Origin of the sequence: Catellatospora coxensis (assembly GCF_016862635.1) — a bacterium.
Taxonomy (GTDB): domain Bacteria; phylum Actinomycetota; class Actinomycetes; order Mycobacteriales; family Micromonosporaceae; genus Catellatospora; species Catellatospora coxensis.
The window spans coordinates 45,810-70,132 of the sequence record NZ_BONI01000016.1 but is presented as its reverse complement, the minus strand read 5'-3'; the positions used below and the strand labels follow the sequence as shown (position 1 = coordinate 70,132).

Below are 24,323 nucleotides of genomic sequence, written 5' to 3'. Positions count from 1 at the left end.
CACGGATAAGGAATCGAGCAGCACAGGCATTCATAGCCTCACTGCGGGGCGGCAGGCTTGCCGGTATGGAGATCAAGGCAAGCACGGTCCTCGTCACCGGAGCCAACCGCGGCCTGGGCCGCGCCCTCGTCGACGAACCCTGCACCTTCGCCGAAGCGTTCGCCGCCACGGGCTCCTGATCCCGGCCCGACGGAGACCAACCCGACCCACCAGGGAGCACGATGAAGATCGCCATACTCGGCCTCGGCGCCATGGGCTCACGCATGGCCCGCCGGCTGCTCGCCACCGGCGAACACCACATCACCGTATGGAACCGCACGGCCGAAGCGACACGACCGATGATCGAGCAAGGCGCCACGGCGGCACCGACACCGGCAACAGCCGCCGAGCGGCAGGACCTCGTCATCAGCATGCTGCGCGACGACCACGCCGGCCGCAGCGTCTGGCTCGACCCCGACATCGGCGCACTCACGGCGATGAACCCAGGCGCGCTCGCCGTCGACTGCTCCACCGTGACACCAGCCTTCACGGGCGAACTCGCCGCCCGGTGCGCACAGCATGGTGTGGACCATCTCGACGCACCGGTGCTGGGCTCACGCCCGCAAGCCGACGCCGGCGCCCTGATCTTCCTCGTCGGGGGTTCATCTGCGGTCCTGCGTCGGGCCGAGCCGGTACTGCGGCAGCTCGGCAGCGCTGTTCACCACATGGGCCCAGCCGGGACCGGCGCCCAGATGAAACTCCTGGCCAACTCCCTGTTCGCCGTGCAGGTCGCTGCCGTCGCCGAGCTGATCGGGGCTCTGCACGGCACCAACCTCAACCCGGCCCGCGCCGTCGAAGTACTGACCGCCACCCCGGTTGCAAGCCAAGCCGCAGCCACCGCCGCGACCGCCATGCTCGGCGACACCTTCCCGGCGGCATTCCCGATCGAACTGGTGGGCAAGGACCTGGGGTACGCCACCGCCGACGCCGCCTCGCGGCAGGCCACCATCGCACTCACCCGCACCGCCGCCCACACCTACCAGCAGGCGATCAACGAGGGACACGGCAGCGACCACATCACCGCAGTCATCAGGCTCTTCCGGTCCGCACAGCCCGGCAGCTAGCAGCCCTTCGGTGACCAGCAGCTACTCAGAGTGCTGAGCTGCCTCGATCGCTCGGAAGGCGCGGTGCGGGCAGGCGCAAGGCCGGCTCCGGTCGGGGATCGCCTGCACATGCCCTTCATGCAACCCGGCTGCCGGGACATCGGGTGTTCGCCACCGTCGGCAATATCTCGCTACGCATCCGGTCATGAGCCTGCAGCTGTGCGATTTGACCGGTTAACGTACTTAGGCATGTCTGGTGCGGATCGGGTTGTCGACGGGTCAGCGTGGACAGCCTCAGCGTGCCTAGCCAACCTCTCGGCCTTGCTGGACCGACCGTCCACAGCCGGGACTGAGACACCGAGGAAAACCGTGGATCCTGCCGAGTCCAACACGCCGTTCCGCCACTCCGAACCGCTTCGGGGCATCGAGCGAGTAGCCAGGTCACAACTGTTCGAGGGCCGCTTCGGCCGGATGTTTCGCCATCTGCCGCCGTTCGAACCCGACAACGGCACCATCGCCGCCATCGCCGAGGCGATGGCCGAACCAAACGGCGGCGACCCCCACGGCGACAACGACCGGATCCCGGCGGGTTTCACCTTCCTGGGCCAGTTCATCGACCACGACCTGACATTCGACCCGGTCTCCAGCCTCGACCGGCAGAACGACCCCGACGCGCTGACCAACTTCCGGACCCCGCGCTTCGACCTGGACAGCGTGTACGGGCGCGGCCCCGCCGACCAGCCCTACCTGTACGACAAGGCCAACCGGGACAGGTTCCTGATCGGCGAACACGACAACGGACTCGACCTGCCACGCAGCAGCCAAGGAGTCGCCCTCATCGGCGACCCCCGCAACGACGAGAACACCTTCATCAGCCAACTGCACCTGACCCTGCTCCTTTTCCACAACAAGGTCTACGACCGCCGCGCTGACTTCGCCCAGGCGGCGCCGCAAGCCGGCGAGACCGCGTTCACCGCGGTGCAGCGGGTGGTGCGCTGGCACTACCAATGGCTGGTCGTGCACGACTTCCTGCGCCGCATCGTCGGCGAGCAGACCCTCGGTGACGTCCTGGTGCGCGAGCCCCTGACCGCCGGTGGACCGGCCGTCGAGAAGACCCGCCTCGCCTTCTTCACATGGCGCAACCAGCCGTTCATGCCCGTCGAGTTCTCCGTGGCCGCCTACCGGTTCGCGCACTCGATGATCCGCGGACGCTACACGCTCAACAGCACCGTGGCGAACCGGCCGATCTTCACCTCCACGCCCATCGCCGAAACTGATCCGCTCAGTCACCTGGGCGGGCTGCGCCCCCTGCCCCCGGGATGGCAGGTGGAATGGCGACGCTTCTTCGAAGTCGACCCCGCGAACCCTCCGCAGCCGTCCCGCAAGATCGACACAGAGATCGCCGGACCGCTGCTTGCGTTGCCGCCGGAGGTCGCACCCCAGATGCCCTCGCTGGCCCAGCGCAACCTGACCCGCGGCGTCCGGCTCGGCCTGCCCTCAGGGCAGGCCGTGGCCCGCGCGCTGGGCCAGACCCCGCTCACCGACGACCAGCTCGGGCTGCCCAAGCCCGGCCCCGCTCCGCTGTGGTACTACCTGCTACGCGAAGCCGACCAACTCGCCGGCGGCAAGCACCTCGGTCCAGCCGGTGGCCGCATCGTCGCGGAGGTCTTCCTCGGCCAGCTCGCCGCCGATCCGTCGTCGTACCTGCGTGTCGACCCCGGCTGGACGCCGTTCCTGCCCTCGGCCACCGCAGGCGACTTCACGATGGCTGACCTGATCAAGTTCACCGGATTCGGCCTGACGGCGGTCGTCTAGGACATAGGAACCGGCTCGCAACGTCGCGGATCGCCGCCTCTACGTCGAAGTTCGGCCTGCGCGACCGCGGCACCTGATGAGCAACATCTGGGACCTCGAGTTGGACACGGGCCCCCGTGCTCGGCTGCAGGCCCATCCGGCGGGGTGCGGTCGGCAGACTGCACCCCGCCGAGTCGTGACGACGTCGGGCGCTGGCTCCGACCGCTGAGCCCACGTGGCCGACCAGGCGGGCACGAGCCGGCACGCTGACAGCCGCTGAACCATGAGACCGTGGCGGCCGTCAGCACCCGCGCCGGAGGGCAGACCGATCCGCTACGGCGGCCGAGCGAGAACGCGAACTCTGCCTATATTGCTTCTTGACCTGGGCTTGTACAGTGCCGCCCGTGACGGCCATTGCCTGCGGACTGCTGCTGGCGCTACCGCTTGTCGGGCTGACATACCTGGCGACCTCGCGCGGCGCTGCGGCCACACTCTTCCGAAGAGGGCTGCGAACGCTGGCCATGTTCCTACTGGTCATCGGACTTGCAGCGATGTCCGTCTTGGCCGTCCGTCAGGCATTGCAAGAGATCGGCCCTTCCTGGCGTGCGGCGCTTGGCCAGGGAATGCCGGGAACCTTCACGGCCGACGATACATACCACATCGGACGAGGCAGGGAGCGGGTCTGGCGCGGCACGTTCGTCAGCGACGACCTTTCGGTGACACGCAGTGGCGTGCAGCTTAGCGGCGTACCGGCGGAGATGGCCCTGGGCGTGAAGGTCCAGGTACTGGACTCGGGCGCGCACCGCGTCGTATACGTGCCGGGGCCCGGCGGTGTGCTCGGCAGGGCGGTCGTACTTCTAATCTTGGTGGTCTTCTGGTCGGGCGCCGGCCTGACTGTTGGGATGAGGGCACGGCGCTGGCTGTCACATCGACGGCGGCAGCGGCACCTGATCGAGCACCGCATGGTAGGCGGTGGTGAGCATGCAGTCCGAGTCGCCCTCGCACCGAAGAAACGGCTCTCCCGCGCTGCGCGCCGCCGCGTCGCCAGCCGATGAGATGTAATTCGTAGCGCTGAGCGGCGCGGGCCGACGCTTGCCGACGCTGACCAGCCTGCCGCGGAACCGGCCGGGCGCATGAGTTGCCCGAGACTGTGGCACCAGCAACACCGCCAGGTCAGAGATCAGCTGCGCGGCCCTGACCGGACCCCGGCCGCCTGGCGCGGCGAACCCCGTCCTGCGCCGGGGGACAACCAGCGGGTCTTCAGGTGTCGGAGCGGCTGCGATGCCACCACACGGTGGTAAAGACGGCCAAGGCGAGTGTGACGGCGATGGCAGCCGGTCCGGCCGAGTCCAGTGTCTGCGACAGCCACTGCTGCACGGCCGCGGCGGCGTCGATGACGGGGTCGGCGGTGGTCTGGCCGCGATAGAGGCGGATCTCGTACCAGCCGTACCACGCCACGTACGCGCCGGCCGCGACCATCAGGACGCCGCCGAGGCGGGACACGACCGCGCCTGCCCGGCGCAGCCACCGGATCGCGGTCTGCTGGGCGGCGGCCACAGCTACCGCGATCGCGCCGACGATCACAGCCATCCCGGTCGCGTACGCCACGAACAGCCCAGCCCCGGAGGCTGCCGATCCGGTGGTGAACGCGGTGACCACTACGGCCAGGAACGGGCCGATCGTGCACCCCAGCAACGCCACCGCGAACGACATCCCGAACAGGTACATGGGCCAGAACCGCTGCCGCAGGTGCGGCGCAGCCCCGGTCTTGGGCACGGGCGAGGGCAGTTGCCGTCCGGCGGTCAGCCAACCGCCCAGCGCGAGCAGCACCAGTCCGATGCACACGGTGACCCACGGCAGCCGCGCCGCGATCCAGTCGGCGGCGGGTGCGGCCAGCAGCCCGAAGCCGCCGAAGACGGTGACGAACCCGGCCGTCATCGCTGCGGTCATCGCCAGCGCCCGGGCCAGCCGCGTCGGCCACCGCGGCGGTTGGCCCCCGTGGTCGGCGGTGACCAGCAGCGACACGTACGCCGGCAGCATGGCGAACCCGCACGGATTGACGGCTGCCAGCAGCCCCGCTGACAGCGCCAGCGAGTATGACGCGGTGTCCACGCTCAGGCCGCCAATGCGGCGACTCGTTCACGCAACTGCTGGCCGTTGAGCGTGCCCCGGTGGACGATGTTGCCGGCGCGGTCGAGGACGACGAAGTACTCCTGGGTGGTGACGTCGAAGCGGCGCCACACGTCACCGCGATCGTCGTCGAGGTTGGCGAACGCGGTGATGCCGGTGTCGGCGGCGAAGCGGCGCATCGCGTCCTTACCGCTGCCCAGCCCTGCGACCCCGACCACATGGACGGCATCGCCGTGGCTGCGCTGGACGGCGACCACGTCGGCTGCCTTGGCGCGACACTTCGGGCACCACGCCGCCCAGAACCACAGCACCACAGGCTTGCCCGCCAGGGCGGCCGCGTCGAACGGCTTACCGTCCACAGTGGTGGCGGTGAACCGCAACGACTGCGCGACAGCCGCCTCCGACGTGCTGGCGGGCGAGGGCGAGACCGGCGCGGACGGCTGTGACGCGGCCTGCGGGCTCTGCGCCGGGACGGCGGGCGGCGCGGCCGGCTCGGCGCCGCACGCGGCCAGCGAACCGATCACAGCGGCTGCGGCCACGAGCCGGACGGTGCGATGCTTCATGGTGACTGGCTCCCCGGGTACGGCGTTTGAGGCAGGCTACCGGCTCCCGGCCGCAGGTGTTCCTTACGACTGCCTTACGGCGTAGCCGTGTGCCGACCGGATGTCACGAGATCGTCATGTGGTGCGGCATCACCTGCGTGCCGCGCCGAAGTTGGTGTTGGCGAGGCCTGCGGGTCAGCTGCATCGTCCGGCGCGGCGCCCGCACCGCCGACGCGGCCCGTACCTCCCCGGTCGGGCCGCGTCACCTCACACCCGGTTGACGCCTCGTGACGTGACAGGATCGGGGCGTGGACACTGGTGCTCCAGCCAGAAGACCCACCGGTCTGCGGCGTGCGCTGCTGCGAGCCCCGATCCTGCTGTACCGGGTGGGTCTCGGCCGCCTGCTCGGCAGCAGGTTCGTGTTGATCAACCACACTGGGCGGCGAACCGGCATACCGAGGCAGACGGTGGTCGAGGTCGTCGACTGCTCCGCCGGGTCGCTCACCGTCGCTGCCGGGTTCGGGCCACGCTCCGACTGGTACCGCAACCTGCTCGCGCGTCCGGCGGCGTCGATCGTCTGGGGCGGGCGATCCGCAGCCGTAACCGCAGCGCCGCTGCCGGCAGAGCAGGCGGCCCAGGCCATGCTGCGTTACGCCCGACGTCACCCGCGCGCCGCCCGCGGGCTGGCCGGAGTCATGGGTTACCAGGTCGACGGCACCGACAGCGACTACCTCGAATTGGGCCGTCGGCTGCGGATGCTGAGCCTGGACCTCACCTCCGCGCAGCGCTGACGGCGACCCGCGTGATGCTGCCGCAGCAGGCCCCACGGCTGTAGTCGCAACGAACGAGCGATGCCGAGCGCCCAGAAGCCGGTCCGGGCCCAAGTTGTCACAGGAACGTCATGCCTGGGTCCACGACGAGCCGCGACCTGCCGAGTTGAACAACTGATCCCGTTCAGGAAGTCGGGCTCGTCGCCGTGGTGTCCGGCATCGTCGCCGGGCACCACGGCCCCGGTGCGTGACAAGGCGCCCGACGCCTTGTCACGCAACTGTCATGAAACCGCGTGACCACTGCTATGAGCAGCGCGGATTCTTCCCGGATCGCACCCACGCCGAGAGGACCGCCCGTGATCACCACACCGTCGACGACGCCGGTCGCCACCTCCTGGCATGACGTCGTCCACCGCGGCCTGCTGCTGTCAGCCTGCGCCGAGCGTTTCGCCGTCGAACTCGGCGCCGTCCGGCTGCCCGATCCCGAGAAGGTCGACGGCATCATGCGGCTGCCGGCCGCATCCATCGCGGTGCCCGCGAGCACGGGTCTGCCGTTCGTGGTGGCCGAGCACCTCGGCGCGCGAGGCGGACAGCTCGACGAGGACGACCTGGCCGCCGAGCTTGCCGCAGGGTGGCAGGCAGATCCCTGTGCCGCCGTTGACGGGGCGGCTCTGGTCCTGGCCGAGGTGCGTGGCGGCCGTCCGTGGTGGGAGACCGCGTCGGCGCTGCACGGCGGGCAGGGCTCCTACGGCAGCGGCGCGGCGGTCCGGGCCATCGCGGTCGGGCTGCTGCCCCGAACCGGGATCGGAGCCGTCGCGCAGCTGGCCAGGCGGGCAGCCGCGGTGACCCACACCCACCCGCTGGCCCAGGACGGGGCGGCCGCGACCGCGGTCGCCGTGGCGCTGGCGGCATACGGCTACCCGGACCGGCGCCTTGACGCCAGCCGGTTCCTGGACATCGTCGCCGGGCAGGTCCGCGGCCCGGAGCTGCGCAGCTGCCTGAACATCGTCCGGGCGCTGGTGCGCCACCGGGCCGGCCCTGCCGAGGTCGTCGGGACCGTCGGCAACACCGACACCGCGCTGCGGACCGTGCCCGCCGCGCTCGCGGCCTACTTGCGCCACCCGCAGGAACCGGATGCGGCTCTGTCGTTTGCGCTGCAGTCGGCCGGCGGCAACCGCGCCATCCCCATGATCACCGCTGCGCTGGTCGGCGCCCGCTCGCCGCAGCTGCTCACGCCCCGCTCGTGGCGCACCCCTGCCGACGACAACCGGGCTCGCCGCGCTGCCCGCGCGCTGGGTGCCGTGGCGGAGCCGGCGTGACGGCGGTGGGGTCTTTTCCGTACCTGCGGGTCGGCATCGGCGTGGGAGCCCATCGGCTGCGGCTGACGGTGGCCGGGCGGCTGGATGCCGCCAGCGCGCAACTGCTGACCAGGGTCGCGTGCGACGCCATGCGCCGTCACGGTGCCGCGGTCTGCGAAGTGGTGGCGGATGACGTCACCGACGTCGACGATGCCGGCGCGGCCGCCGTGCAGGCGTGCCGGGCTGAAGCCGAGCGGCGCGGGCTGGTGTTCTCGCTGTCCGGAGGTCCGGACCGGCTGAGAGCAGCAGTCGAAGACCACACTGAGTCGTGGTGAACAGGCTGCCGTACCGGAGCAGGCGCGCAGTCATTTGACCGTGAGTAGCGAATCGTGTGCGAGAGGTTGCGGTGCCGAGATTGTCACAGGATTGTCAAACGGGATCTTGACCCTGTCCTGACGTTCGCGAGGCATCCTCGTCGGATGGTGAAAGTGCTCTACCTGGCCGGATGGGGACGTAGCGGCACCACGATCATCGACAATGTGCTCGGTTCCCATCCCGGCGTGTTCACCGCGGGCGAGCTGTGGTTCCTGTTCGAACGGGGCCTGCTCGGCGGGCGCAGCTGCGGATGCGGGCAACCGGTGCGCGCCTGCGCGCTGTGGCGCGACGTGCTGCGCTGCGCCTTCGGCGACGACGTTCCCGATCCCCGCCGCGTCAAGAAGTGGCAGCGTGACACTGCCCGGGCCAGGCACGCGCCGCGCCTGCTGCGGCAAGGCCACCAGCTGGTGGGCATCTTCACGCGGCTGTACCGGGCGATCGCCGAGGTGACCGGTGCCGAGCTCATCATCGACTCGTCAAAGCTGCCCTCGGGCGCTGCGGTGGCCGCGCGCCAGCCCGCCGGTATCACGCCGTACCTGCTGCAGGTGGTGCGCGACCCCAGGGCGGTCGCGCACTCGTGGCAGCGCCGCAAGAAGCAGCTGGACAGCTCGGCCCCCGACGTGATGCTCGAACACGACCCGTACGACAGCGCCATGAAGTGGCTGTCGTGGAACGGCCTGACGGAGTGGACTTCGCTGGCGTTTCCGGGACGCTACCGCCTGCAGCGCTACGAGGACTTCGCCGCCGACCCCCGCGGCGCGGTCGACGAGCTGCTGAGGTTCGTCGACGTGGCGCCGGTGTCGAGCCCGTTCGTCGGCGACCGGACGGTCGAGCTGGCAGCCAACCACACCGTGTCGGGCAATCCCGGCCGCTTCCGCACCGGCACGGTGGAGCTGCGCGCCGACGACGCCTGGCGCGACCAGCTGCCGGTCGCGACCCGGCTAGCCACCACAGCGCTGGCCCTGCCTTTGATGCAGCGCTACGGCTACCCGCTCACCGGGCAGAACCGGCCACACTGAGGCCACGACTGCAGCCACCGGCCGTCAGGACTCGACGCTCGCGCTGTCGGGCGGCAACGACCGGCCGAGCGCAGCACGCGCAGACGACCGCGAAGCAACGGTGGTCGCTGCGTACGCCTCGCCGCCAGCCGCGGCTGCCATTAGCCTGTGCCGGCGCCTTTACGCGGCGGCCTCGACACGGCCGCGTCCTGCGGGTGTTTCGAGCCTGTTGAGGAAGTCGGCTGCCCACCGGTTGACGTCGTGGCGGCGTAGGTGGGCCCGCATCGGACGCATACGTGCGGTTTGCTGCTCGCGCTCGGCGTGCGCGGCCGCGACGATCGCGTCCTTGAGCCGGTCGAGGTCGTGCGGGTTGACCGTCCACGCCTGGGACAGCTCGGCGGCCGCGCCGGCGAACTCGCTGAGCACCAGCGCGCCGGTGTCGTCGGTGCGGGTGGCGACGTACTCCTTGGCGACCAGGTTCATGCCGTCGCGCAGCGGCGTCACCGCCATCACGTCGGCGGCCAGGTACAGCGCCGCAAGCTCGGCCCGGTCGTAGGACTGGTGCAGGTAGTGCACGCAAAGCCGCCCGATGCCGGCGTGGACGCCGTTGATCCGGCTGACCGTGCGCTCGACCCGCTCCCGCAGTGCCTGATAGTGGTCGATGCGCTGACGGCTGGGTACGGCGACCTGCACCAGCACCGTCTTCGCCGGATCCAGGCGGCCTTCTGCCAGCAGCTCCCCGAACGCGGTCAGCCGGTGCTCGATGCCCTTGGTGTAGTCGAGCCGGTCCACGCCGAGGATCAGCGTCTGCGGGTCTCCCAGTTCGCGGCGTATTTCCGCCGCACGTGCCCGTACCTGCGGGTCGTCGGCCAGCCGCTGCTGCGTGGCGACGTCGATGGAGATGGGGAACGTCGCCGCGGTGGTGACTCCTTCGGCGTGCTCGATCACCTCCCCGGTGGTCTTCGCTGCCAGCAGATGCGCGGCCAGCCGCTGGAAGTTGCGGGTGCCGTGGGGGTGCTGGAAGCCGACGAGGTCGGCGCCGAGCAGCCCGCGCATGATCTCTTCGCGCAGCGGCATCTGGCAGAACAGCTCGACCGGCGGCAACGGGATGTGCAGGAAGAACCCGATCCGCAGGTCGGGGCGCAGCCTGCGGAGAATGCCGGGAACCAGTTGCAGATGGTAGTCGTGCACCCACACCAGTGCTCCGGGTGCGGCCAGCCCGGCAGCGGCCGCGGCGAAGCGTTCGTTGACCTCGCGGTAGCTGCGCCGCCAGTCGCGGTCGAAGATCGGCTGCTCGACGGCGTCGTGGTACAGCGGCCAGATGGTGGCGTTGGACTGGCCTTCGTAGTAGCCGTCGACGTCGTCTTCGGACAGTTCGACGGGGTGCAGGCGGATGCCGTCATGGGTGAACGGGTCCGGGGGCGGTCCTGGTTGCCCGTGCCAGCCGATCCATGCCCCGCGCTGCGCTCGCATGATCGGGTGCAGGGCGGTGACCAGACCTCCGGGGCTGCGTTGCCACCGGTCGGCGCCGGCGGAATCGGCGACGCGGTCGACGGGCAGGCGGTTGGCCAGCACGATCAGGTCGTAACCGGCGCGGTCGATGCCAGCAGCGCCAGGGTCGGGTGCCATCGGTGTAGGGCCTCCAGTCAGGTCTGTTCACCGCATCGGATGCAGACGGCGATGTCGCAGCGGACGCGGGCGCAGCACGCACCGCCGGACGGGTCTCGGAACGTGTATGCAGACCAGCCCGGTCTCACCACCGGACGGGGCGCCGGCGGCATGAAGCCGCATCGCGTGCAGCAGAGCGGGGGACGGGTCGGCGATGGTCAGCACGACATCACAGCGGTCGGCTTCCACCCGGCCCCGGATCAGTGCCGCGACACCGGCTGCGTCTATGGCATTCACGGCAGTCAGGTCCAGGGTGAGGCGCTGGGCGCGCAGCCGGTGCAGGGCCAGGCTGATGGCCTGGCCGAGCTGCCGCCCGGTCGCGGCGTCCAGCCGTCCGCAGGCGACCAGCCGCAGACCTGTCGCCGTGGCCTGCAGCCGCAGGTGCAGACGTGATCCTGTCACCTCCGCCCGCCGATACCGTGGCCGGTGGACCACTGCGGGTGGGATCGGCCTGGGCAGACGGTGCCGGTGTGGCGGCGCCGCAGGGGCATCGCGTGATGGCGTGGCGGCTCGGGCGGCAACAGGTGGTCGGCGTGGTGGGCGCGCAGTGCCGACCGGACGGCGGGGGAGCAGCCGTCCAGGGTGAAGGTCGCACCGTGTCGGGCGGTGGTCTTCTGGCACAGCACGACCGCCGCGACGCCGACCGTGTCGATGCGGGTGACCGCGCCCAGGTCGAGTAGGACCGCCTCGGGTGCGTACTGGCGCAGCAGGCCGAGAACGACCTTGGGCAGCCGGTGGGCGTTGTCGGCATGCAGCCCGCCGACGGCGGTGACCCGCAGCTGCCGCTGCCGGCCCGCCATGCGCAACGCGAGTTCGTCGCTCATGACTGCCCCTCGTGGTGGCGTCCGGCGGTTCGGCTGCCGCCCCGGCCGGGGATCGCCGACAGCCCGGCCGCGGTCGCACGCAGGCGCAGCAGCCGTACGACGTCGGGCCGCCACGGCATGGCCACCGTGTGCTCGGGGTGGCGGGCACCGCTGATCGCTCCGACGATCGCGGCGGTGGTCTGGGTCTGACCGCCCATCATCAGCGCATAGCGGATCGCGGCGGTCGGCTCGTCCGGATGGCGCAGGAACGCCGTCAGGGCGGCGGGCACGCTGCGCAGGGCGGTGCGGTCGGCACCCAGCGTCGCGGCGGTCTCGGCAGGGGCGCTGCGGTGCCGGACCAGGGTCTGGACCGTGCGCAGCGCCGAGCGGAACTCGGCCGTGCGCATCTGCGCCGCCACCGCCGACAGGAACCGGTACTTGTCGGCCGGTGCGCCGGGCTGGCTGCGCACGGCCAGCGCCACCGCAGTCGCGGTCGCCGCCGCACCGTCACGGGCCAGCAGATGAGTGTGCGTGATCCCCGCCGACCGCCGACCCAGTGCCGCGGCTGCCGCGATACCCGTGCCGGGCACCAGACCGGCAGCGCAGGCCCGAACAGCGGCCACGCTGCCGAAACTGCCGGCGCCGTGGTGGATTTTAGGGGCCACCTGCCACCAGCGGGTGCCTGCCGACACCGCGCCGAGCACCCGGGCAGTGCCGGAACCGGCAAGATCCGGCCGGTCGTCCGGCCACTGCTTGGCCAGCTCCGAGGCCAGACCGTCGTCGTTGACCCGGCCGTCGTGGGCCGCCAGATGCTCGGCGAGCACGGTCATCTGCAACGCGGCCGGGCTGGGTTGCAGCAGGCGCGGTGAGGCGCGCAGGATCACCTCCACCTGCGCGGGGTCGGGAACGGTACGGCCGTTGAGCGGGGCGGCGATCAGGTCGGCGCACGCGGCCACCAGCAGGCAGCCGTGCGCGCGCCGCAGCAGCTGCTGCTGGTCGAGCGGGAATGTCACCTTGCGTCGATCTTCCTCGGATTGTCATGCACGGCCGGATACCCGGCCGGACGTGTGGTGCCCGCGCTCGTGGACTGGCGGCGACGGGCGGCCTGCGACGGTGCGGCGGCACGGGCACGGACGACGGCCATCAGCCGCCGGGCCCACGCCTCAGGCGCGGGCTCCGTCCCAGCCGATCCGGCCATGGGCACGGGTGCGCTGATCCCGGCCACCCGGGCGATCGCGGCGGCGAACGCCGCGGTGTCGTGCGGGTTGACCACGACCGCACCCGGCAGGTCCGCGCCGTCGCAGGTCAGCTCGCTGACCACGACCGGTGCCCCGCCGTGCGCGGCGACGAACTCGTGCGCGTGCGCCGCGGTGCCGTGATGGTCCGGCGTGGCCAGGATCGTGTCGCTCGCCAGATACAGCGACGCCAGTTCCCGCCGGTCGGGGGTTGCCCGCAGGTAGTGCACGACGGGCTGCCCGATCTCGGCGTACGTTCCGTTGATCTTAGCGATGAGCCGGTCGACGCGTTCGCGCTGCCCGTGCTCGGCAGGTGTCTGCGGCTCGCCGCAGCCGACGTGCAGCAGCGCGACGGTCGCCGGGGCGGGGCGGTGCTCGGCCAGGAACCGGTCGAATGCGGCCAGCCGCTGCTCCACCGCTTCGGCCAGGTCCCAGCCGGCCACCGACAGCAGCACCGGCCCGGCGACCCGCAGCGCGCCGCGGATCTCCTGCGCGCGGACGCGCACCGGGGCCGACCGGGCCAGCCGCCGAATACCGGCCGTGTCGGCGGGCATCGGGTAGGCCAGCACCCGCACCCGCCGGTTGCCGACGGCGATCTGCCCGTCGCGCACCGGCAGGCCATGTACCCGCCCGGCGAGGTCGAGCAGGTTGGTCGCCGCACGTCGGTGCGGCAACACGACGACGTCGGCGCCCAGCAGCCCCGACAGCAGCTCCCGGTGCTCGGGCAGCCGCACGAACAATTCCGCCGGCGGGAACGTGCTGTGCAGCTGCATCACGGTGCCCAGGTCCGGCCGCAGCCGCCGCATGATGCCCGGCAGCAGCTGCAGCCGGTGCCCGTGCACCCACATGACCGCCTGCTCGTCGGCAAGGCACGTGGCGGTCGCAGCGAGCCTGCGGTTGACGGCCAGGTAGTCGTCGAACCAGTCCTCGGCGAAGACGGCCGGCTGGTGGTGGCACAGCGAACGCAGCTGCGCCGCGGCTTGCGCGACGTCCTCCGTGCCCGCATCGGTGGTGTCGGCGGACAGCCAGGTCCCGGTATGCAGGTCGGTGTAGGGCCGCAAGGCGGAAAGCCCAGCGTCGACGTGATCGATGCAGTCGTCCGGGTCGGTCGGTGGCACCCGGTCAGCGGCCATGATCAGCTGGTATCGGTCGGTGGGGTTCATCGGTTCACCTCGCCGGGGCGTGCGTCGCTGTCGGGGGAGATGCCGAGGGTCAGATCGCCGTCGGGGGAGATGACCTGCAGCACGCGGTCGACTTTCGCCAGCTTCAGGTTGCGGCGGGCTCTGGCCGACGGGGAGCGCAGCGCGACCATGCCGCCGTCGCGGATGGCGCGCCGGTGCGCGTCCAGCAGCAGCAGGATCCCGGCGGCGTCGATGACGTCGCACCCGGCCAGATCGATCACCAGCTGCCGGGGGTGCAGCGCCAATGCCTCGGACAGCACGTCGTTGACACCTGGTGCGGAGCTGGCGTCGAGGTCCCCGCAAACCTGGACCTCGACCAGCGGCACCGTCTGGGTCGTCTGCGACGCGCGGCTGAGTTCGTCCACCCTTACCTCCCTGCTGGTAGACCTCACCCTTCCCAGGCGGTACGGCGATCACCACGCAAACCCATGACAGTTGTGTGACAAAGGCACCCCGACGCGTACACGTCACCGCAGGTCGCAGGCCGTGCCGTAGCCGCCGGCCGCCGCGACGTACGGACGCTGAACCGGTAACGCGAAGGTGAGAGCCGCGGCGGAACTCGCCGGCCCGAGGGCGCGTATGCGCTGTCACAGGACTGTCATGTGATCGCGTGCCAGCCGCCATGAACGGCTTCGATGCTCAGCACCGGCAGGAAGGAGGGTGTCATGATCGACGGCCACAGTCGCGGCCTGGTAGCCGCCTGGCGGGTAGCCGAGGTCGAGGTCTCCATCGCCGGTGACTTGGACGCCTGGTCAGCCGACCAGGCCAGCCGGGTGCTGGACGACGCGATGCGGCTGCGGCCGGAGGTCCTGGTACTCGACATGGCCAAATGCTGTTCCCTGGACGTCGCCGGGGCGATGCTGATCATGCAGACACACCAGCGGATGCGGTACGCAGGCGGGACGCTGAGCGTCCGCTCGACGCTGCCGCAGATCGCGATGACACTGCGGGCCGCCGATCCCCACGGCGTGGTGCAAGTCGTGCCTGCCGGGCAGCGGCAACCGAGGCACGCCGCAGGCGGCCGCTGAACGACCGCGACAGCCGCGCGGCCGCGGTCAACGCGCTGGCCGCACGCACCGCAGCGGCCTGCCCTGCGGACGGGTCGGACGCGGGCAGCCGCATCCGGCCGTGCGGACACGACGCCTGCGCAACCGCGCCGGCAGATGCAGCAACGACGCGTCAGCGCCATCGAGGAGCAGATCGCCGGCCCCGACAGCGGCCAGTGCGGCGCGCACATGGTCCTGCGCTCCGCACACCACGAAGTCGATCCCGCGACGTCGGGCCTGCTCCCGTGCCGCGATCAGCGCGGCGACGCCGGCCCGGTCTATGGCGTCGAGTCGGTAGAGGCCGAGCACCAGCCGCCGCGCCGGAAGGTGATCGAAGATGGCTTTCAGCGCTCGTGCCAGATGCCCACGGGACACGCCGTCCAAGCGGCCGCGAGCGTCCAGGCACAGCCCGCCCGCAGCCGCATGCAGGCGCAGGTGCAGACGCTCGGACATCGGCCCTCCTCGACGGCGTGACCCCGGCAGACCCGCGACGTGACGGTCAGCGGGTGGGTTCGTTGCGTGGGATGCTGCGTGCCCGGCCCGGCGGGCGCAGGCAACGCAGGCTCGGGCGGCGGCACCGCCGCCACGTGTCAGCGGCCGGCAGCAGCGGCTCGGTGGCGGCGCCCGCCAGCAGCTCGCCGGCTCCGCAGGCCAGGACCGTGCTGCGCACCTGGCTGCTGGGCTGTGCGACAGTGAGGTGCGCGCCCCTGGTCCGGGCGTCGCGCCGGCATGCGATGAGGGTCGCGACACCGGCGATGTCGAGGTAGGTGACGGCGCTGAGGTCGACGGTGATCCGTACCGGGCTGAGCCGGGTCAGGGCGAGGTCGACGGCGGTGGTGACCTGACCGACGGTGCTGGCGTCGATCCTGCCCTCGGCGGTCAGGTACAGGCCGAGCGGGCTGGAGTACAGCCGCAGCCGCAACTGCCCACTCACCGGCGACACCGGCCCGCGCTCGCCTCGAACTTGATCACTGCTGGCCTCCTCGCCTCGGGTGGGTCAGACGATCTGCGCCGGGTGTGGCGGAAGTTCCGCGAACCCGTGACAGTTGTGTGACAAATCGCCAGATCGGCAGCTCAGCCCTGTCGTGGACACGGACGTCGGGGCATGATTCCGCGGTGGTTGCGGTACTGCTGATCGAAGACGATGACCGGATCCGCCTGTCGCTGAGCCTGGCGCTGGAGGACGAGGGCTACACGGTGCACACCGCCGCGACGGCGGAGGAGGGGCTGCTGCGTCAGCGGCGTGAACCCGCCGATACGGTGCTGGTCGACCTGATGCTGCCCGGTATCGACGGGTTTCAGGCCATCCGTGAGCTGCGCCGCGACGATGACGTGCCGATCGTGGTCGTCAGCGCCCGTGACGACACCCACGACATCGTCGCAGCGCTCGAGGCCGGGGCCGACGACTACGTGGTCAAGCCCGTCGCGGTCAAGGAGCTGTCGGCGCGGCTGCGGGCGCTGCGCCGACGCGGCCGCAGCGGACCGTCCGCAGCGCCGCAGGCGCAGCTGGACCTCGGCGACCTGCAGGTGCGCGCCCAGGCCGGCGAGGTGCTGCTGCACGGGCAGCCGCTCGCGCTGACCCGCACCGAGTTCCGGCTGCTGTGCGAGCTGGCCGAACACGCAGGCCAGGTCCTGTCGCGCCAGCAGCTGCTGGCACGGGTCTGGGAGTACGACTTCGGCGACGAACGCCTCGTCGACGTGCACGTCGGCCGCCTGCGCCAGAAGATCGAAGACGACCCGGGCTCCCCGCGGCGGCTGGTGACCGTACGCGGCCTCGGCTACAAGATGCCGCGATGAAGCGCCCCGGTCTGCGCGCCCGGGTCACCGCCGGGTTCGCCGTCGGCGCCCTGCTGGTGTCGGCGGCGATGGCGCTGCTGTCCTACCAGCTGACCGAACGGTTCCTGCTCGACGAACGCGAACGCACCGCCAAGCGGGCCGTGATGTCCGACGCCCGGATCGTACGCGCCGGCCTCGACGTCGACGATCCCGAAGTGCTGCCCGTGCTGCGCTCACTGGACACCGGGGCGAACCGCCGCGCGCTGCTGTGGCACGACGGCGACTTCTACTCCCGCACCGTGGTCGACAACACCCTCACCGACAGCCTGCCCGACAGCGTCATGACCATGGTCAGCCAAGGCAAGGCCGGTGTGCAGCGAGTGCGTATCGGCGACCGTCCCGCGATGGTGTTCGGCGTCCCGCTCGGCCCCGACACGGCCCTGTACGAGATCGACTACATGGGCGAACTCGACGGCAACCTCAAAGTCCTCGGCCTGGTTTTGACCCTCGTCGCCGCAGGCACCGCGGTTGCCGGAGCGCTGATGGGTATGTACGCCAGCCGCCGCGTGATGCGCCCGTTGGCCACTGTCGCCGACGCCGCCCGCGACATCGCCGCCGGCAACCTCGCCGCACGCCTGGACCCCGCGACCGAACCCGACCTGGCCCGGCTGGCGACCTCGTTCAACCACATGGTCGACCAGCTGTCGGCCCGGATGGAACGCGACCGCAGATTCGCCGCCGACGTCAGCCACGAACTGCGCTCCCCGCTGCAGACCCTGTCCGCCGCCGCCAGCGTCCTGGAACGCCGCCGTGACCAGTTCGACCCGCGCACCGCCCAAGCCACCGGCCTGGTCGTCGAAGAGGTGCAGCGTTTCCAGGAACTCGTCACCGACCTGCTCGAACTCGCCCGCAGCGACCAGCCTGCCGACAGCTCCCCCGTCGACGTCGCCGCCATCGCCCGGCAGCTGTGCCGCCAGCGCGGACTACCCACGTCGCTGGTCACCGTCGAAGCCGACACCAGCCCGGTGTGGCACGTCGACCGGCGCCGCATCGAACAGGTCCTGGCCAACCTCATCGACAACGCCCAAGCCCATGGCGGCGGCGCCGTCGCCGTCCGGCTGACCCGCCACCACAGCCTGCAGGTCCTCGAAGTCGACGACGAAGGCCCCGGCGTCAGCCCCGACGACCGCGACGCGATCTTCGACCGGTTCGTCCGCGGCCGCTCCGCCGGAGCCCGCGGCGACAACGACGGCACCGGACTCGGCCTGGCCCTGGTCGCCCAGCACGTCACCGCCCACGCCGGCACCGTCCAGGTCCTCGACCGGCCCGGCGGCGGCGCCCGCTTCCGCATCGAACTACCCCCGGAGCGCACGTGAGACGCCACCGCATCGCAGCAGCCGTCGCAGGCCTGACCCTGCTCGCGCTTGTCGCCGGATGCGGTGTGCCCGTCGAGGACACCGCCCGCGAAGTCGAACAGACCGGTAACAACGCCCCCACGGCCGCCCCGACACCCGCGGTCGCGGCATCCGGGCCGATCACCGAGACGCTGTACCTGCTCAACGACGGCCACCTCGTCGCCGTCGAACGCAAGGCACCCACCCCACCCGACGCCCAGCAACTACTCGCCGACCTGCTCGCCGGGCCGATCCCCGCCGAGCAGGAAGCCGGGCTCACCAGCGCCCTGACCGGCACCACCGCGATCAACTCCGCCACCGACGCCGCCGGATCGGCCACCGTCGAGCTGTCCACCGCGCTGGAAGGCACCGGCCGCAGCGACGACGTCCTGGCCTTCGGGCAGCTGGTGTGCACCCTGTCCAGCCGCCCCGACATCAACCAGGTCGTCTTCACCCGCCAAGGGCAACGGGTAGGCGTGCCGCGCGGCAACGGCGCTCTCACCGAAGACCCGCTGACCTGCGCCGACTACGCCAACCTCGTCACGCAGTGAACCCACCCGACAAACAGCTACGAGAAGAACGCGACACCGCTGCGACGTCACGGCTGGTGGCGGGCTCCGGCAGACGAGAGAACGTCGCACGCCGAAGCCCGCCACCCGCTACCGCGGCAGGTACGTCGTTCCCAGGGACACATCGAGCTTGTTGACGACATAGTCGAGGGCCTCGGCCAGCGCTTCCTTGATGTCATCGGCATCGACGTCGGCGTAGGTGTCGGCGCTGACGCTGACATGCACTACCAGACTCTTGGTCGGGTCGAAGGCGGCGGCGACCCCGTAGCGGAAGGACTCACTGTTCTCCCAGCCGGCGATCCCGACCCGGTAGTCGGTGACGCTGCCGTACTGCCTGCTGTCGTAGTTGTCCAGCTCGACGATGTCTCCGTCGGCGCGGTGCTCGCATCGTGCCGTGCTGCCCGCCAGGTAGGTGAACAGGTCCCGTACGGCCGCCTTGTGTTCGGGCTTGATGTAGGCCACCTGCACCGACACGGCGTAGACACCGTCGCGGTCGTAGCGGCCGTAGGCGGCGGCGTGGGTCCAGGCCGCCCACGACTGGGGCCGTTCGTCGGCGATGCACGGCGTGCCGGCGAACGTGAGCTGTCCGCCGTTCGCCGGCCCGGCCGAGGGGCCGTATCCACGCCGGAATCCGCCGGACCCCGGCGTGGGCAGCGCCCGGTACAGGGCGTCCACCGCCGGGTCCTGCAGAGTCATCGCCAGTGTGAACGTCGTCCGGCCGCTGCGCGCCGCCAGCATCGTCGCCACTATCTGGGTCAGCGCCGGGGCGTTCTCGATGATCGCGACCACCCGGCGCACGGCGGTCCGCAGGGCCTCCTGCAGTGCCTGGTCCTCGTTGTACACCTGGTGCTGGAACTTGGCGTAGACCGACACCGCCCGCACGATGAGCTCGGTCGACATGCACGCCGCGGCTGAGTACGACAGCTCCCGTGCCAGCTGACCGGCGCTCATACCGCTGATCCGCTTGGCGATGCCCTCGCTCTGGTCCATCACACACGCGACCGCGTCGGCGAATTCCTGGGCCTCGCCCATCGCCTTGATGACCTCGTCGTTCCACTCGTATCCGGTGACCAAGCGGATGATCGCTACGCCGGTGTCCAGCACGACGCCGGTCAGGTCCAGCGCACCGGAGATCCGGGCATCCTTGGGCAGGTCGAGCGCGTTGACCGTCAGCACCAGTTCGCCTCCGCCGGGGAGGACCGCCATGCCGTGGCGGGCCCCTACATAGGCCAGCAGCTGCGAGATCGGGTTGGCCGCCTGCGGCGTCACCGCGTGCGCAGTGACGCCGCGGGGCAGCCGCATCATCACCGGGAACCCGCGAAGGTTGCTCAGATGCAGCCGGTAGGTGTGCCGCTCCCTGTCGTCGGGCAGGAACTTCGGGCAGGCGATCGCGTCGTCGACGAACGACGACAGATCAATCTGCAGCGTCAGCGCCGGGTAGCGGCATTCGGTGATCGGAGGGTTGACCGCGAACTTGCCCACGGAGCCCAGAATCCACCACCCGCCGCTGCTGAGCAGGTTCCGGGAGCCGGCCAGGAAGTCGGCAGCGGCCTGCTCGACGTCCCAGGTGCTCAGGCTCCAGAGGGAGAACGCATTTGTGGTGACCTTCACCTGGCGCCGGTCTATGTCGATCTGCTGCGGCACGATCGCGCCCCAGGCCTTGCCGTCGTGGCGCATCACCCGCAGCTCGGGCAGTTGCGCCGCGCCGACCTCCGGGGGGATCGGTAAGGTGATGGTGACGTAATCCTTGAGCCTGCCCGCGATGTGGGTCACCTTGCCCACCTGCCGGAAGCCTGGCGGCATCGACGGCGGGTCCGCCGCCTCCGAGATCTTGAGGTCGCCCCCGCGGGCCCGGTTAGGCCCTGAGACGACGACTCCGGTAGCGGTACCCGACTCCGCGAAGTCGCCGTCGTCGGAACATGCGGCCGCAATTGCGGTGACGAGAGCCACGACCAGGGTCGCAGCGACGGCACGGTGACGGGTCACCAGCCCTCCTAGGTTAGTGTCCGATGTCCATTTCGGATGCGATCTGCGCATCCGAGATCGGTGCGGTACACAGCAGATCACCCGCAGTGGCGATGGCAACATCCGCCCATATGGCAGAGCGGATTTCCGACAGCTCCGGTCCCGCCTGAGCACCCGCATCACGTCTGGCTTCGGCGAGCGATCGGAGGTGCCGCACTGTTAGCGCGCCGGCATGTGGCAGCCACCAGAGTGCCGGCGCCGAGAAGTCCGCACCGGCTGATCCAGACTCCGGCGTGCGCGGCACCGTGCCTGTCGCCACCGCAGCGGGCCAGCCGATCGCACGGCTGCCGCCAGCATGCCGCTGCCGCTGGCATCGATCATGGCGCGGACCGCGCTGCTGGGCCGGAGCACGCGCAGCGGCACGCCCAATCGGCTCGCCGCGGCGTGAAAGAGCGTGAGAACGCCCACCCCGGCCACGCTGATGGAGTCCAAGCCGCCGACGTCGACGATGATCGCCGTGCGGCAGTCGTGGCGAAGCCGTTCGCCGAGCAGTCGGGCCAACGTCCCAGCCGTGGTGGCGTCCAGCCGTCCCGTCACGGTCAGGACCGTGCCCGCCGGTCCGTGTCGAGACCAGACCCTCAGCAACTCGGCTCCACTATGAAGCACTCCCGTCGACTCCGACCGCTACGGCGAGGATGTCGGGCTGACCCGGCGAACACGCAGCAGAACCATGACAGTTCCGTGACAGCCCAACGCCCCGCGTTACGCCGGAGCGGTGAGAACGGCCAGTGCGAACCCCGGTGCGATTAATGTCCATCATTTATGTCGAGGTCATGAAAAATACGCACAAGGTTTCCATGATCGGTCTCATCAGGATACGGTGCTGCGGTCTGATGATCAAATGGGCGACGGCGCCCTGATCGCACCACCCCCCGAAACGGAGCAACACCGTTGCGCGCACTGCAACGCGTGCTCGCCACCACGGTCAGTGCCTGCCTGGCACTGGCCGCCGCCGTGGCGATCGCGTCCCCCGCACAGGCCGATCCGACCTTCCCGCTGTACGGCCCGTACCCGGCCACCACGGCGATCGACGGCCGCGGCAGCATGGACCCGAACAACCGCACCGCGACCGATCTGTACACCACGGGTGAGCAGGTCTATGTACGCTGCCAGGACACCGGCCTGTCCGCCGGCGGCAGCACCATCTGGGACTACACCCGCGAGGGCTACTGGATCCCCGACGCCTACATCCGCACCGGCACCAGCGGCTTCGTCGCCGGCGTGCCACGCTGCCTGTCCATCGGCATCAACGGCACCCCGACGACCGGCGGCTCCAACTCCGGGCCGTACCCGGTGAAGTTCGCCATCGACGGCCGCGGCAGCGCCGACCCGGCCGACCGCATCCGCGTCGACGCCTACCCCGACGGCAGCTCCCTGTACGTGCGCTGCCAGGACTACGGTGTCAGCACCGGCGGCTCCACGCTGTGGATCTACACCACCGACGGGTACTGGGTGCCCGACGCCTACGTCACCACCGGCACCAGCGGCCGCATCAGCGGGGTGCCGCTGTGTTCGTCGCTGGGCATCAGCGGCGGCAGCGGCACCAACCACAGCGGCGGCACCCAGTTCAAGGTCCGCACGACCCTCAACGGCTACTTCGAGAAGAGCCTGACCTCGGGCAGCGTCACCGACAAGTACCGCGAGGGCTCTTACGTCACCGTCATGTGCCAGGCTTACGGGCAGGTCAACTACGGCGGCTCGGCGGTCTGGGACCTGACCAGCGACGGGCTGTGGATCGCCGACTTCTACGTCATCACCGGATCGTCCGGCCTGGTGATGCGCCAGTGCGACAGCGACGGGCCCTCCGGCGGCGGCGGCAACCGCTTCCTGGCCAAGACGACCCTCAACGGCTACTACGGCAAGAGCCTGTCCTCCGGCAGCGTCGCCGACAAGTACGCCGGTGGCAGCTACATCACCATCACCTGCCAGGCCTACGGCGAGTTCAACTACGGCGGCTCGGCGGTCTGGGACAAGACCAGCGACGGGCTGTGGGTCGCGGACTTCTACGTCTCGACCGGCTCGGTGGACATCATCCTGCCGCGCTGCGACAGCGACCCCAAGCCGACCGGCGGGCCGGGCAACCCGACCGTGCCGTCCACGCCGAACCCGGGCAGCGTCGCCTCGGCGAACATCCGCTCGGCGATCGTCAACGCCGCCTACAGCCAGCTCGGCACCGACGAGTGGGGCGACAACTGCAACCCGTACGGCTACCACGGCGCCGTCAAGTGCGGCGACCCGTGGTGCTCGATGTTCGCGTCGTGGACCTGGCAGCAGGCGGGCATCGACGTGTACTTCCCGTACTCGGGCAGCTTCGAAACCTGGGGCCGCAACAAGGGCCTGCTGCGCTCCAAGACCAACATCCGTCCCGGTGACGTCGTGCTGTACGGCTACGACTACTACTCCAGCAAGCACATCGGCGTCGTCGTCGACGTGCTGCCCGACGGCCGGATCACCACCATCGAGGGCAACTACGGCAACACCGTCAAGAAGGTCGGCCCGTTCAACCCGTCCAGCCCCGCCGGCGTGCACACCTACGACAACATCTACGCCGTCGTCGCGCCGGTCGCCGACCCGACCACGGACAAGAAATGGGGCACCAACCTCGTCTCCGACCAGGACGCCGAGAACGACGGCCTGGACACCGACGAGGAGATCTGCGCCGTGTCGTCGTACCCGGGCGTGGTCTACACCGGCTGCCTGGAGTACTCCGGCAGCACCGTCAAGCCGCACCTGTACACGCAGCCGCTGAGCACCTCCGCCGTCATCCGGGGCAAACTCACGATGATCGACGCGACCGGCACGCTGACGCTGCAGACATGCCAGGCCGCGTACTACGCCGGCGACAGATCCTGCGACGGGCCGGGATTCGTCTCGACCAGCGGCCGGGTCGCTACGCTGCGCACCGACATCGAGATCAACGGCGGCTGGAGGCACACCCTGCGGCTGGCCACCATGAACGTCGACGGTGAGGAGCAGCAGACCGGCACCTGGTGCGGCCCGACCGCGACCCAGGCCATCCTCAAGTCGCTGGGCAAGAGCCCGCTGGGCAGCCAGGCCGACTACGCCGCGAAGCTCGGCACCGACTCGCTGGGCACCAACCCGTGGGACGTGCGTGACGTGCTCAACGCCGAACTGGCCGGGAAGTCCGGGGTCTTGGACTACGTCTACCACGACTATGCGGCCGAAGGCGCGGGCAGCGACAAGTGGAAGCTGGTCATGAACAAGCTCGCCGGGTCGGTCGACCGGGGCCAGCCCGCCGCGATCGTCGTGCAGGCCAAGGACATCCCGTGGTGGGACAACGACGACACGTACACCATGCACTACCTGGTAGTGCAGGGCTACGCCGGCATCGACAACGGCAACGGCGTCTACAGCATCGACAAGTTCGTGCTGTGGGACCCCGCCCGTGACGACCACTACCTGGCCACCGCGAGCGAGATGTACAGCATGACGAACATGGACGGCATCCCCGGCCAAGGCCACATGATCGTCGTCGCGGAGTGACCCGCGCCGGGGCCCTGCACACGGGGGTAGGGCCCCGCCGCGGCAGCGCTGCGCACGTGACCGAGCGCCGAGACGTGAGTTCTGCCGCTTCACGCGCTAGCATCGGGCTGACCCTGGTGAACCGAATCCCTCG

The 24,323-nt window shown here is 70.5% G+C and carries 23 protein-coding genes and 1 pseudogene; 12 read left to right on the top strand and 12 right to left on the bottom strand.

Features of this window, described 5'->3' with window-relative positions; translation table 11 throughout:
• Window positions 1-221: 221 nt before the first annotated feature.
• The 3 genes and pseudogenes from Cco03nite_RS11755 to Cco03nite_RS11745 all read left to right on the top strand — a co-directional run.
• Window positions 222-1,094: pseudogene (locus Cco03nite_RS11755) on the top strand (NAD(P)-dependent oxidoreductase); the annotation flags it as partial.
• A gap of 357 nt (window positions 1,095-1,451) precedes the next feature.
• A complete protein-coding gene (locus Cco03nite_RS11750; protein WP_203692085.1) occupies window positions 1,452-2,897 on the top strand; it encodes a peroxidase family protein in 1,446 nt (481 codons plus the stop codon).
• Window positions 2,898-3,280: 383 nt separating this feature from the next.
• Window positions 3,281-3,931 (top strand): hypothetical protein, encoded by a 651-nt coding sequence (locus tag Cco03nite_RS11745; RefSeq protein ID WP_203692084.1) that lies wholly within the window; start codon window positions 3,281-3,283, stop codon window positions 3,929-3,931.
• Between the two features lie 205 nt (window positions 3,932-4,136).
• Here the strand turns inward: Cco03nite_RS11745 and Cco03nite_RS11740 are convergent, their stop codons facing one another.
• Both Cco03nite_RS11740 and Cco03nite_RS11735 read right to left on the bottom strand, forming a co-directional pair.
• Window positions 4,137-4,988: a cytochrome c biogenesis CcdA family protein gene (locus Cco03nite_RS11740; RefSeq protein ID WP_239167306.1), complete on the bottom strand. Its 852-nt coding sequence runs from the start codon at window positions 4,986-4,988 to the stop codon at window positions 4,137-4,139.
• A gap of 2 nt (window positions 4,989-4,990) precedes the next feature.
• On the bottom strand, window positions 4,991-5,569 hold the full coding sequence (locus Cco03nite_RS11735; protein ID WP_203692083.1) for a TlpA family protein disulfide reductase: 579 nt from the start codon (window positions 5,567-5,569) through the stop codon (window positions 4,991-4,993).
• A 287-nt stretch (window positions 5,570-5,856) separates the two neighbouring features.
• Between Cco03nite_RS11735 and Cco03nite_RS11730 the strand changes: the two genes are divergently transcribed.
• The 4 genes from Cco03nite_RS11730 (at window position 5,857) to Cco03nite_RS11715 (ending at window position 9,010) form a co-directional block, all read left to right on the top strand.
• Entirely contained in the window at window positions 5,857-6,339 is a 483-nt protein-coding gene (locus Cco03nite_RS11730; protein ID WP_203692082.1) for a nitroreductase family deazaflavin-dependent oxidoreductase, read from the top strand.
• Between the two features lie 335 nt (window positions 6,340-6,674).
• The gene (locus tag Cco03nite_RS11725; protein WP_203692081.1) at window positions 6,675-7,637 is read left to right on the top strand and encodes an ADP-ribosylglycohydrolase family protein; all 963 of its coding nucleotides are present in this window, start codon (window positions 6,675-6,677) and stop codon (window positions 7,635-7,637) included.
• Window positions 7,634-7,951: an STAS domain-containing protein gene (locus Cco03nite_RS11720; RefSeq protein WP_203692080.1), complete on the top strand. Its 318-nt coding sequence runs from the start codon at window positions 7,634-7,636 to the stop codon at window positions 7,949-7,951. Before Cco03nite_RS11725 ends, Cco03nite_RS11720 begins: the two co-directional genes overlap by 4 nt.
• Window positions 7,952-8,095: 144 nt before the next feature.
• Entirely contained in the window at window positions 8,096-9,010 is a 915-nt protein-coding gene (locus tag Cco03nite_RS11715) for a sulfotransferase domain-containing protein (protein WP_203692079.1), read from the top strand.
• Between the two features lie 159 nt (window positions 9,011-9,169).
• Here Cco03nite_RS11715 and Cco03nite_RS11710 read toward each other — a convergent pair whose 3' ends face one another.
• From Cco03nite_RS11710 to Cco03nite_RS11685, 6 genes are read right to left on the bottom strand one after another with little or no spacing between them, the layout of a single operon-like run.
• Complete coding sequence (locus Cco03nite_RS11710) at window positions 9,170-10,618, bottom strand: alpha,alpha-trehalose-phosphate synthase (UDP-forming) (protein ID WP_203692078.1); 1,449 nt, start codon at window positions 10,616-10,618, stop codon at window positions 9,170-9,172.
• Window positions 10,619-10,645: 27 nt separating this feature from the next.
• Window positions 10,646-11,059: an STAS domain-containing protein gene (locus Cco03nite_RS11705; RefSeq protein ID WP_203692077.1), complete on the bottom strand. Its 414-nt coding sequence runs from the start codon at window positions 11,057-11,059 to the stop codon at window positions 10,646-10,648.
• Window positions 11,056-11,481, bottom strand: a complete 426-nt coding sequence (locus tag Cco03nite_RS11700; protein WP_203692076.1) for an STAS domain-containing protein — start codon at window positions 11,479-11,481, stop codon at window positions 11,056-11,058. The genes Cco03nite_RS11705 and Cco03nite_RS11700 overlap by 4 nt, the downstream gene beginning before the upstream one ends.
• A complete protein-coding gene (locus Cco03nite_RS11695; protein ID WP_203692075.1) occupies window positions 11,478-12,473 on the bottom strand; it encodes an ADP-ribosylglycohydrolase family protein in 996 nt (331 codons plus the stop codon). The genes Cco03nite_RS11700 and Cco03nite_RS11695 overlap by 4 nt, the downstream gene beginning before the upstream one ends.
• Window positions 12,470-13,858 (bottom strand): trehalose-6-phosphate synthase, encoded by a 1,389-nt coding sequence (locus Cco03nite_RS11690; RefSeq protein WP_203692074.1) that lies wholly within the window; start codon window positions 13,856-13,858, stop codon window positions 12,470-12,472. Before Cco03nite_RS11690 ends, Cco03nite_RS11695 begins: the two co-directional genes overlap by 4 nt.
• Window positions 13,855-14,241, bottom strand: coding sequence for an STAS domain-containing protein (locus Cco03nite_RS11685; RefSeq protein WP_203692073.1), 387 nt, complete (start codon window positions 14,239-14,241; stop codon window positions 13,855-13,857). Before Cco03nite_RS11685 ends, Cco03nite_RS11690 begins: the two co-directional genes overlap by 4 nt.
• Window positions 14,242-14,541: 300 nt before the next feature.
• Between Cco03nite_RS11685 and Cco03nite_RS11680 the strand changes: the two genes are divergently transcribed.
• Window positions 14,542-14,904, top strand: a complete 363-nt coding sequence (locus Cco03nite_RS11680) for an STAS domain-containing protein (RefSeq protein WP_203692072.1) — start codon at window positions 14,542-14,544, stop codon at window positions 14,902-14,904.
• Between the two features lie 27 nt (window positions 14,905-14,931).
• On the opposite strand, the gene Cco03nite_RS11675 is transcribed toward Cco03nite_RS11680, so the two are convergent.
• Both Cco03nite_RS11675 and Cco03nite_RS11670 read right to left on the bottom strand, forming a co-directional pair.
• Window positions 14,932-15,375: an STAS domain-containing protein gene (locus Cco03nite_RS11675; protein ID WP_203692071.1), complete on the bottom strand. Its 444-nt coding sequence runs from the start codon at window positions 15,373-15,375 to the stop codon at window positions 14,932-14,934.
• A 46-nt stretch (window positions 15,376-15,421) separates the two neighbouring features.
• Window positions 15,422-15,856 carry an STAS domain-containing protein gene (locus Cco03nite_RS11670; protein ID WP_203692070.1) on the bottom strand — a complete coding sequence of 145 codons (435 nt, stop codon included), beginning with the start codon at window positions 15,854-15,856 and terminating at the stop codon, window positions 15,422-15,424.
• Between the two features lie 182 nt (window positions 15,857-16,038).
• Here Cco03nite_RS11670 and Cco03nite_RS11665 point away from each other — a divergent pair, with 182 nt between their 5' ends.
• Genes Cco03nite_RS11665 through Cco03nite_RS11655 form a run of 3 tightly spaced genes read left to right on the top strand, consistent with a single transcriptional unit; the run spans window position 16,039 to window position 18,643 of the window.
• Window positions 16,039-16,719 (top strand): response regulator transcription factor, encoded by a 681-nt coding sequence (locus Cco03nite_RS11665; protein ID WP_203692069.1) that lies wholly within the window; start codon window positions 16,039-16,041, stop codon window positions 16,717-16,719.
• Window positions 16,716-18,074 (top strand): HAMP domain-containing sensor histidine kinase, encoded by a 1,359-nt coding sequence (locus tag Cco03nite_RS11660; RefSeq protein ID WP_203692068.1) that lies wholly within the window; start codon window positions 16,716-16,718, stop codon window positions 18,072-18,074. The genes Cco03nite_RS11665 and Cco03nite_RS11660 overlap by 4 nt, the downstream gene beginning before the upstream one ends.
• On the top strand, window positions 18,071-18,643 hold the full coding sequence (locus Cco03nite_RS11655; protein WP_203692067.1) for a GerMN domain-containing protein: 573 nt from the start codon (window positions 18,071-18,073) through the stop codon (window positions 18,641-18,643). Before Cco03nite_RS11660 ends, Cco03nite_RS11655 begins: the two co-directional genes overlap by 4 nt.
• A 108-nt stretch (window positions 18,644-18,751) precedes the next feature.
• Here the strand turns inward: Cco03nite_RS11655 and Cco03nite_RS11650 are convergent, their stop codons facing one another.
• Both Cco03nite_RS11650 and Cco03nite_RS11645 read right to left on the bottom strand, forming a co-directional pair.
• Window positions 18,752-20,809: a hypothetical protein gene (locus tag Cco03nite_RS11650; RefSeq protein ID WP_203692066.1), complete on the bottom strand. Its 2,058-nt coding sequence runs from the start codon at window positions 20,807-20,809 to the stop codon at window positions 18,752-18,754.
• Window positions 20,810-20,845: 36 nt separating this feature from the next.
• A complete protein-coding gene (locus Cco03nite_RS11645; RefSeq protein WP_506272206.1) occupies window positions 20,846-21,292 on the bottom strand; it encodes an STAS domain-containing protein in 447 nt (148 codons plus the stop codon).
• Window positions 21,293-21,577: 285 nt separating this feature from the next.
• Between Cco03nite_RS11645 and Cco03nite_RS11640 the strand changes: the two genes are divergently transcribed.
• Entirely contained in the window at window positions 21,578-24,190 is a 2,613-nt protein-coding gene (locus Cco03nite_RS11640) for a CHAP domain-containing protein (RefSeq protein ID WP_203692064.1), read from the top strand.
• Window positions 24,191-24,323: the final 133 nt, after the last annotated feature.

Excerpts from the sequence above, each read along its gene's own strand:
- Cco03nite_RS11735 (WP_203692083.1), bottom strand. The coding sequence starts at position 5,569 with ATGAAGCATCGCACCGTCCGGCTCGTGGCCGCAGCCGCTGTGATCGGT.
- Cco03nite_RS11715 (WP_203692079.1), top strand. The coding sequence starts at position 8,096 with ATGGTGAAAGTGCTCTACCTGGCCGGATGGGGACGTAGCGGCACCACG.
- Cco03nite_RS11710 (WP_203692078.1), bottom strand. The coding sequence starts at position 10,618 with ATGGCACCCGACCCTGGCGCTGCTGGCATCGACCGCGCCGGTTACGAC.
- Cco03nite_RS11700 (WP_203692076.1), bottom strand. The coding sequence starts at position 11,481 with ATGAGCGACGAACTCGCGTTGCGCATGGCGGGCCGGCAGCGGCAGCTG.
- Cco03nite_RS11690 (WP_203692074.1), bottom strand. The coding sequence starts at position 13,858 with ATGAACCCCACCGACCGATACCAGCTGATCATGGCCGCTGACCGGGTG.
- Cco03nite_RS11680 (WP_203692072.1), top strand. The coding sequence starts at position 14,542 with ATGATCGACGGCCACAGTCGCGGCCTGGTAGCCGCCTGGCGGGTAGCC.
- Cco03nite_RS11675 (WP_203692071.1), bottom strand. The coding sequence starts at position 15,375 with ATGTCCGAGCGTCTGCACCTGCGCCTGCATGCGGCTGCGGGCGGGCTG.
- Cco03nite_RS11660 (WP_203692068.1), top strand. The coding sequence starts at position 16,716 with ATGAAGCGCCCCGGTCTGCGCGCCCGGGTCACCGCCGGGTTCGCCGTC.